The sequence below is a fragment of the Jiulongibacter sp. NS-SX5 genome (assembly GCF_052828545.1).
In genome coordinates this window covers 3,446,989-3,454,637 of record NZ_CM128248.1, presented here as the reverse complement: position 1 = coordinate 3,454,637, position 7,649 = coordinate 3,446,989, and the positions used below count along the sequence as shown (strand labels likewise).

Sequence of the window (7,649 nt, the reverse complement as noted above, 5' to 3'; positions counted from 1 at the left end):
TCCTGTAATAGTAGTTTCTTAACTAAACAGGATAGTTCCTATAGATTCACTCAGTTTCAAGTAGTAGTAATTCTGTTTCAAAGGCTCTACCCTGGCTTGCCAGATAAATTTTTACTTTTTGTTAACTTTTTTTCTCATGGTCAATAAAAAAAAACATCGTGAGCCCTAAATACAGCATATTTTAAAGGTCAACGACCTATTAAAAACTATGCCAAACTTAGGAATGCACGATGTTTTTTAATCGAATGGCTATACTAAGTCTCTGATTATCTGTTAACTATATATTTCAAAAATAACAGATCAGAGTAGTGAAGTATCTACATCCAAGATTCACGTTATATAGTTGCAAAAACCGTGCTAAACAATCGTTTGCATTGGCGTTAAAGCTTTCGATTATTAGACGATTCTTTCACTAATGGTCACAAAGTTCGTTTCTTTGCGGAGCACTAAAAATACAATTATCCTGTGAAACTTTGGGCAAAAGACAATAGCAAAAAAGTCCTTGAAAATATTGAAAACTTCACGGTAGGCCTTGATAGAGAACTAGATATACATTTAGCACTGTACGACGTATATGGTTCAATTGCACACGCCACAATGCTTGAAACCATAGGCCTATTAAGTGAAAAAGACTTAAAAAAAATAAAAACTGCCTGTTCGGAAATTATAAATGAAATAGAAGCCGGTGACTTTGTAATTGAAGACAACGTTGAAGATGTCCACTCACAAGTAGAATTTATACTTACACAAAGAATTGGAGACGCGGGTAAGAAAATACATTCAGGAAGATCTAGAAACGATCAGGTTTTAGTAGACCTTAAAATGTATCTCAGAGGGCAAATAGAAAGCATCACAATGCTAATTTCTGAGTTATTCGAGAAGCTCATTGAGAAAAGCGAAGCCTATAAAGAACACCTTTTACCGGGATACACTCACTTACAGATAGCCATGCCGTCCTCATTTGGGCTCTGGTTTGGTGCATACGCTGAATCCTTGATTGATGACCTCACCATCTTACATTCTGCCTACAAGGTTGTCAATAAAAACCCTTTAGGTAGCGGTGCTGGTTATGGCTCTTCTTTTCCTCTAAATAGAACCATGACTACCCAGCTTTTGGGATTTGATGACCTTAACTATAATGTAGTTTATGCTCAGATGACCAGAGGTAAGATGGAATATGTGGTCTCTTCTGCTCTGAGCAATCTTGCCAATACCCTAAACAGGCTGGCAATGGATGTCTGTCTGTACAACAGTCAGAATTTCGGCTTTTTAATTCTACCTGAGGAAATCACCACAGGCAGTAGCATTATGCCTCATAAGAAAAACCCTGACGTAGCAGAAATACTTCGTGGCAAAACCAATCTTCTCAAAACCTTGCCAACTCAGGTAAGTTCTCTTTTAGGGAACCTGCCCAGTGGCTACCACAGAGAGCTTCAGTTATTGAAAGAGTTGATTGTACCGGCATTTGATAATTTCAGAGACTGTCTTGAAATCTGCATTTTCATGATTGACAAAGTCAAAGTAAAAGAGAACCTTCTTGAAGATAAGAAATATGACCTCCTGTTTAGTGTAGAGAATGTCAATGAAATGGTTCAAAATGGCAAAACCTTCAGAGATGCCTATAAAGAGGTAGGAGAAAGCATCAATGATGGTAATTTCACTCCTAACCGAGACCTAAATCATACTTTAGAAGGCAGCATTGGCAACCTCTGTAATGAGCAACTCTCAGAAAACATGAAGCAGATGATTGCTCAATTTAACTTTGAGAAAACTCATACAGCATTCGCGAAACTCAAAGAAAGCCTTGGCTAAATGGGCGACAAACTTTATTAGAATGTAATAAAAAAAGGGCAGCTTTCGCTGCCCTTTTTCTTTAGTATCTATTGAAACTCTAGTAACAAGAACTGTCACCATTTGAACAACATCTTGAGAATCTCTTTGCAAGTTTCTTGAATTGTTTCTCTGTTACGTCGATGTAGATCTTACCATCATGACCAGCCTTCATTTCTTGTTTAGTAAACGAAGCATCAAGGTCTATTGGCAAAGCAATATTCTTAGTAGATGGCTCATCCCCTTCTGCATCACATACTTCTACGGCTGTAGTCAGGTTGCTTGTACCTGTTAATGTGTATTGCATTGCTGAGGCTCCTGGAACAAGATATTGTCCTAGACAAAGATATCTTTCAGCCGACTCACCGTTTGAAAGCTTACCTGTTTTAGTAGAGTGAGCAATTACGGTCATTGTAGTAGAATATTCTTTACTTACAATCTCACTGCTGGCCGTTTGACCCGCAAAAATCAACGTTTGCTTTTTCAATCCTGCCTTACCATCGCCGGCTTCATTACTTACTGCTGCATCCGCTACGTCCATCGTTTTTTCCGCGATAGTTTCCATGGCAGTACCAGAAATATCTGCCGGGCATGCTCCGTAGAACTTCTTTAGAGCTGCGAATCTCTTAGCAGTAACATCCATCACCACCATTCCGTTATCACCGTAAGTTGTTTGAGACTCAGTAACATCGAAATCAAGATTAACAGGAATCTTCATATCAAGTGATGACTGAGCGTTTCCATCTTGATTATCTACAGTCACTACCTCAGAAGCTGAAGCAGAACCATTTGCCAGATATTCGTAAACAACGTTAACAGGAATAGTTTGAGAACCGATACAAATAGTTTCACCACCATAAGTAGCAGCTAGCATAACTTCTTTTTCACCAAGAATTCTATCACCACTCTTAATTTCACCTGCTCCAGAAACATTGATGGTCTGATCTAAAGTCTCCTGACATTCAGGACAAGGCGTACACTCACAGAAAGGATTCTTAGCCCCTGTAAATGCAGAAGCATTCAAACACTCAGGACAAGGATATCCATCTTCACAAGACGGAGGATCTACATAAAAGATATTACCACAGGTTTTCATAATGTAGATGAAACATGGGCCTTCTTTCACAAAGATTTTGAAACCCTCAAAGTCTTTACCAAACTGAGCTTTGAAATACTTATCGCTTCCAGAACCCATCCATCCTACTTCACCGGCAGAAACTATCACCGGAGTAATATCATCTGCACCAAATTCAGGATCTTCAATCCCAGAGTAGCCAAGGGTCTGAAGTAAACGATCCAGCTCCCTGCCGTTTCTTCTGCTTCTTTTCTTCACTCCTTTTAAATGCGAATATGCAGAAGCTGCCGTATGTCTTCTGATTCTCCCAAACTGTGGATTAGTACCTAGTCTGTTTAATATCTTTGGCTTAGCTCCTTCAGGCATGGTGGTTACTACCTCCTCATGAAAAAATGAGTTTAAGGTTTCAACACAAGGAACAGGCCCCTGAGCTTGTGTGGTAAAGGCAAAAGTCAATACGGTGATTAGCGTGCCTATTAAAAATAAAGACTTTTTCATCTGAAAATGTTCTTGAGTTATAATTAAGATGGGTAAAAATACAATAAAGAACTATACAATTACATATTTCCCATTGTAAATCTGATTCATTTCAGACGTACATAGATGATAGTTCTGCCATACTAAAATAAAAATCATTCCACAGCGAGTACAAGCCCTTTAAGGACACTTCAATATTTCCTGCTATTTTTGCCGCAATTATTACCATAAAAACCAACTTCATGAGCCTTTTAACTGTAGGATCAGTAGCATTTGACAAACTGGAGACGCCATTCGGTAAAACCGATAAGATCATTGGCGGAGCAGCAACATACATTACTCTAGCTGCTTCGTATTTCACGAAAGAAAACAACCTTGTAGGTATAGTAGGGGGCGATTTCCCTAAGGAAATGATCAAATCTTTAAACGACCATGGTGTTGACACCGAAGGACTTGAAGTGGATGAAAACGGCAAGACTTTTTTCTGGTGGGGAAGATATCATAACGATATGAACTCCAGAGACACCATAGAAACGCAACTAAATGTGCTTGATGGATACGAACCGGTGATTCCGGAGAAGTATCAGGATTGCGAATTCCTCATGTTGGGGAATATGGTACCCGCTGTTCAGCATGCTACATTGAAAAAATTCCACAATCGCCCCAAGTTTGTAATTCTGGATACAATGAACCTGTGGATGGATGTATCTATGGATGACTTGAAAGCCGTCATTGCTGAGATTGACTGTTTGACTATCAATGACTCTGAAGCTCGCCAGCTTTCAGGAGAGTATTCTTTGAGAAAAGCGGCCAAAGTCATCATGAAAATGGGTCCATCAACCTTAATTATCAAAAAAGGTGAACATGGTGCCTTACTTTTCCAGGAAGACAAAATATTTTTCTGCCCTGCCCTTCCGTTAGAAGATGTATTTGACCCGACCGGGGCTGGTGATACCTTCGCCGGAGGTTTCGTAGGCTATCTAGCCAAAACCAATGACACATCTTTTGATAACATGAAGAGAGCCATCATTTTTGGCTCTGCAATGGCGTCCTTCTGTGTAGAGAAGTTTGGAACAGAAAGAATCCAAAACCTTACGGCAGAAGAAATAGACAACCGAGTTATGGAGTTTGTGCAGCTTGCTAGTTTTGAACTGAGCTAAGTTTAAAAACCTCCTCTATCATAATAGATCCTCCTTCTGCTGATCTTCAAGTCAGATAGTAAGGAGGATCTAACTCTTAGGTCAAAGCTATAATTACTTGCCCTGCTTGTGTTACCTGCAATTGGGGTCCAGTTAAAGCTCATATCCCAGCAGTGAAGTTCACGCATCATACCGATATTGGTCAGCGTAACCGCCTTGGTGACAAAGTCCCACCCTGTACTGTAAGTTACCTTCCATTTCGGCGTTATGCTTAAATCACCTGTCATCTGAATAGCCTGTGTTACCCTTGCATCGGCAAAACCCTGTTTAGAGTAGTTGAGCGAGTAGCTTAAGTTAATAGACCAGGGAATACTGAAATCGACATAAGCCATTGGATTAGCTCTTACAAACGCTTCCATGGCATCTCTAGCAGGGTCATCTGACTCCTTCTTTGGTTCTTCTTTTTGAAAACTTTTTGGTGAGAGCCTGGTAGAAAGAGCAAGCCTAAACTGGGACAAATAATCTCCGGAATAGCCATCTTTAGTCCACTTAAAATCAGTTGTTTTCACACCGGCCTTATTGCTGGTGATTTGGTCATCTAACTCATATGCATAGGGATCTAAAGTACCTCCGGCATTCACTCTAATCAAGTCCTTAAAAATGTTGGTATTGGCATTAAAACTTAATGGTGCCAAACCAAACTCTCCGAGATTTTTGTCAGCCAGCATATTATAACTGGTACTAATTCCAAAGTTATCAAGTAGTGAGATTTTCTCATACTCCGTTTCTGAGGTATCAGACTTGCTTCTAACCTTTGCCTCCAGGTTATTGGTCAATGAAAAACCGATATTACCTGCGGCAGATTGGTTGGTAGTAGAGCCATTGATAAATCGTGGCAAATATCTCGAAGTGGTGGTACCGTCAGCACTTTGTCTTACAACCGTATTCTGAGCATATTGACCGTCTAGGTCAGGTGTATAACTCAGACTAATGGAAGGAGCTATGGTATGTCGAATAGCAGACACTCTTCGGCCTGACTTGAATCTATACGTTCCGTATACCCGGGTGTTCATTGATGTACCGAAAGAATATCTCTGCCCGAATGCCGGTCTGTTCAAAGTATCAATCAAGACTACCCCTCCGCTATTCTCATTTAGAGTCACCGATAGGTCTCCATTATCGTTATAATTATATTCAATACCATCAAGAGAATTATCTACTGACACGGTAACCACTTTACCGCTTTCCAGGGTGTATTTTTGCGATGACTCAGGATTAGCAAAGGTGTAGTTCAGCTCTCGACTGAAAAAATCACCTCGGTAAGAAACACTGGGGGTGATGTTTATATGCTTAAACAATTTAATGTTTGGCAGAGCAATAGGAACAGAGTATGAGTTCGTAAATTCTCCATTACCAAGAATATTCCCTAATCCGGTAGCCGTAGGGTTTGTCAGTTGCTTTAGCTCAGCCTGATATGATGCCCTTTCTTCATCAGAAATTAAAAGTGAACTTAATAAGTTTTGCAGCTCCAGAATCCTGTTTTCTTCTTCTACCGTGAGAGGGTCGTTATCATAGCCAGCGATATTATAGTCGAAATATGTAGTAGACTGTGTACTTAAAACATTAGTAAAAGAATAGCCCCCTCTTACATCCAGACCAACTCTGAAAGACTCAAACCATCTTCCGGTTTTGTTTTTCTCCTTTACAAAAGGGTTAAACTGGTTTAAACCAATACTGTATGTCAAACCACCGTTCAAAACCTCGGTAGAAACGTTTTGGTTGATATTCAAAGCTGTACTTGTTCTCAAAATAGAACCGAAATTTCGGCTATACTGCACCCCCGATCCGAAGGTGTTATTGGTATACTGATTTACAGCATCAAGCCTGACATTATTCTGATTAAAACTATTACTAACCAGGTTTACATTGGCGGAGAAGCTTCTATCCGGTCGCTTATTCTGAGGAGAATGACTCCAGGAGATATTAAAGTCCCGAGAAATCCCATTGAGAGAAAACTCATCTACCGGCTTATTATAATTGAATTGAAGGTTGAGATTCCCGGTGTATTTATAGCGTTTTGTGTATTGCGACTGCACTCCGAGCCCCCAGCTTCCTTTGGAGTAAATCTGTGCCAAAACTTTTGCTCCAATATATTCATTGAACGCATGGTAGTAGCCAAAGTCTCGGAAATAAAAACCGCGGTTTCCCGGCTCTTCACCATAGGTACCCATGATAAAGCCCGATGTTCCAATCTCCTTTTTCTTTGGTACAGGAAAGAAACCAAAAGGTAAGCCAACTGGCAAAGGGACCCCTGCTAACACAAAATTAAAAGGCCCCGAAATGACAGATTTCTTATTGACCAGCTTAATTTTTCTGGAAGCAATATGAAAGTGAGGTTCTTTAAGATCACAGGTGGTGTATTTGGCGTCTACCAAGTACAAATTATCAATGGAGTCCTTTTTAACTTTGTCTCCCTGAATGATCCCATCACCTTCCTGAGTCACAATGTGCTTGATAATGGCCTTTCTGGACCTAAAATTATAACGAATGGTGTCTGTATTATAGCTATCGGCTCCTTGCTTAAAGATGGGCTTTCCACTTACCTGCTCCCCTACCTGAATGGTGGTATCCGGTAATCCATGAGCAAAAACCTCACTATTGCCCCAGCTGAGCTGAATATAGTCTGCAGTAAGCGAGATATCGCCATAGTCTACCTGTGCATTTCCATAGAGGTAAACCGTTTTCCCGTCAACATCCATGATTGTGGAATCCTCTGCTGAATACTCCACTGTGGTCTCCAGATCATTTTCTGCACTCACAAGAGAATCTGGAATAACCGAGACTACGGTATCTCTTTTGATCGGTTGAGAAGATGAAGCCGTACCTCTGCCAGTGGACGTTTTAAAATTACCAAGGCGACCTTGGGCGTGCAGCTGTATTGACCACAAAGGCAAAAGGAACAACAGAACAGAAAAAGCTACAGTTTTATGCAGTTTTCTTGTTATGAAGTCGTTAAGAATATTCCGTAACTTTTCCTTTAGAATCAAAAAACGTAAATTTGGGTACAAAAGTAGCTTAAAACTACTCTTGACAAACGAAACGTGCTTTAAATTATCGTGTTAAAGAAA

4 protein-coding genes are annotated in these 7,649 nt (G+C 40.1%); 2 read left to right on the top strand and 2 right to left on the bottom strand.

From position 1 onward, the window contains the following. The first annotated feature begins 465 nt into the window (after nucleotides 1–465). Complete coding sequence (argH, locus tag ACUXV0_RS15195; RefSeq protein WP_446190422.1) at nucleotides 466–1,812, top strand: argininosuccinate lyase; 1,347 nt, start codon at nucleotides 466–468, stop codon at nucleotides 1,810–1,812. Nucleotides 1,813–1,891: 79 nt separating this feature from the next. On the opposite strand, the gene ACUXV0_RS15190 is transcribed toward argH, so the two are convergent. Continuing rightward, complete coding sequence (locus ACUXV0_RS15190; protein ID WP_446190421.1) at nucleotides 1,892–3,403, bottom strand: hypothetical protein; 1,512 nt, start codon at nucleotides 3,401–3,403, stop codon at nucleotides 1,892–1,894. A 221-nt stretch (nucleotides 3,404–3,624) separates the two neighbouring features. Between ACUXV0_RS15190 and ACUXV0_RS15185 the strand changes: the two genes are divergently transcribed. Further along, a complete protein-coding gene (locus ACUXV0_RS15185) occupies nucleotides 3,625–4,542 on the top strand; it encodes a PfkB family carbohydrate kinase (protein ID WP_446190420.1) in 918 nt (305 codons plus the stop codon). A 2-nt stretch (nucleotides 4,543–4,544) separates the two neighbouring features. Here ACUXV0_RS15185 and ACUXV0_RS15180 read toward each other — a convergent pair whose 3' ends face one another. Next, nucleotides 4,545–7,568 carry a putative LPS assembly protein LptD gene (locus ACUXV0_RS15180; RefSeq protein ID WP_446190419.1) on the bottom strand — a complete coding sequence of 1,008 codons (3,024 nt, stop codon included), beginning with the start codon at nucleotides 7,566–7,568 and terminating at the stop codon, nucleotides 4,545–4,547. Nucleotides 7,569–7,649 lie beyond the last annotated feature (81 nt).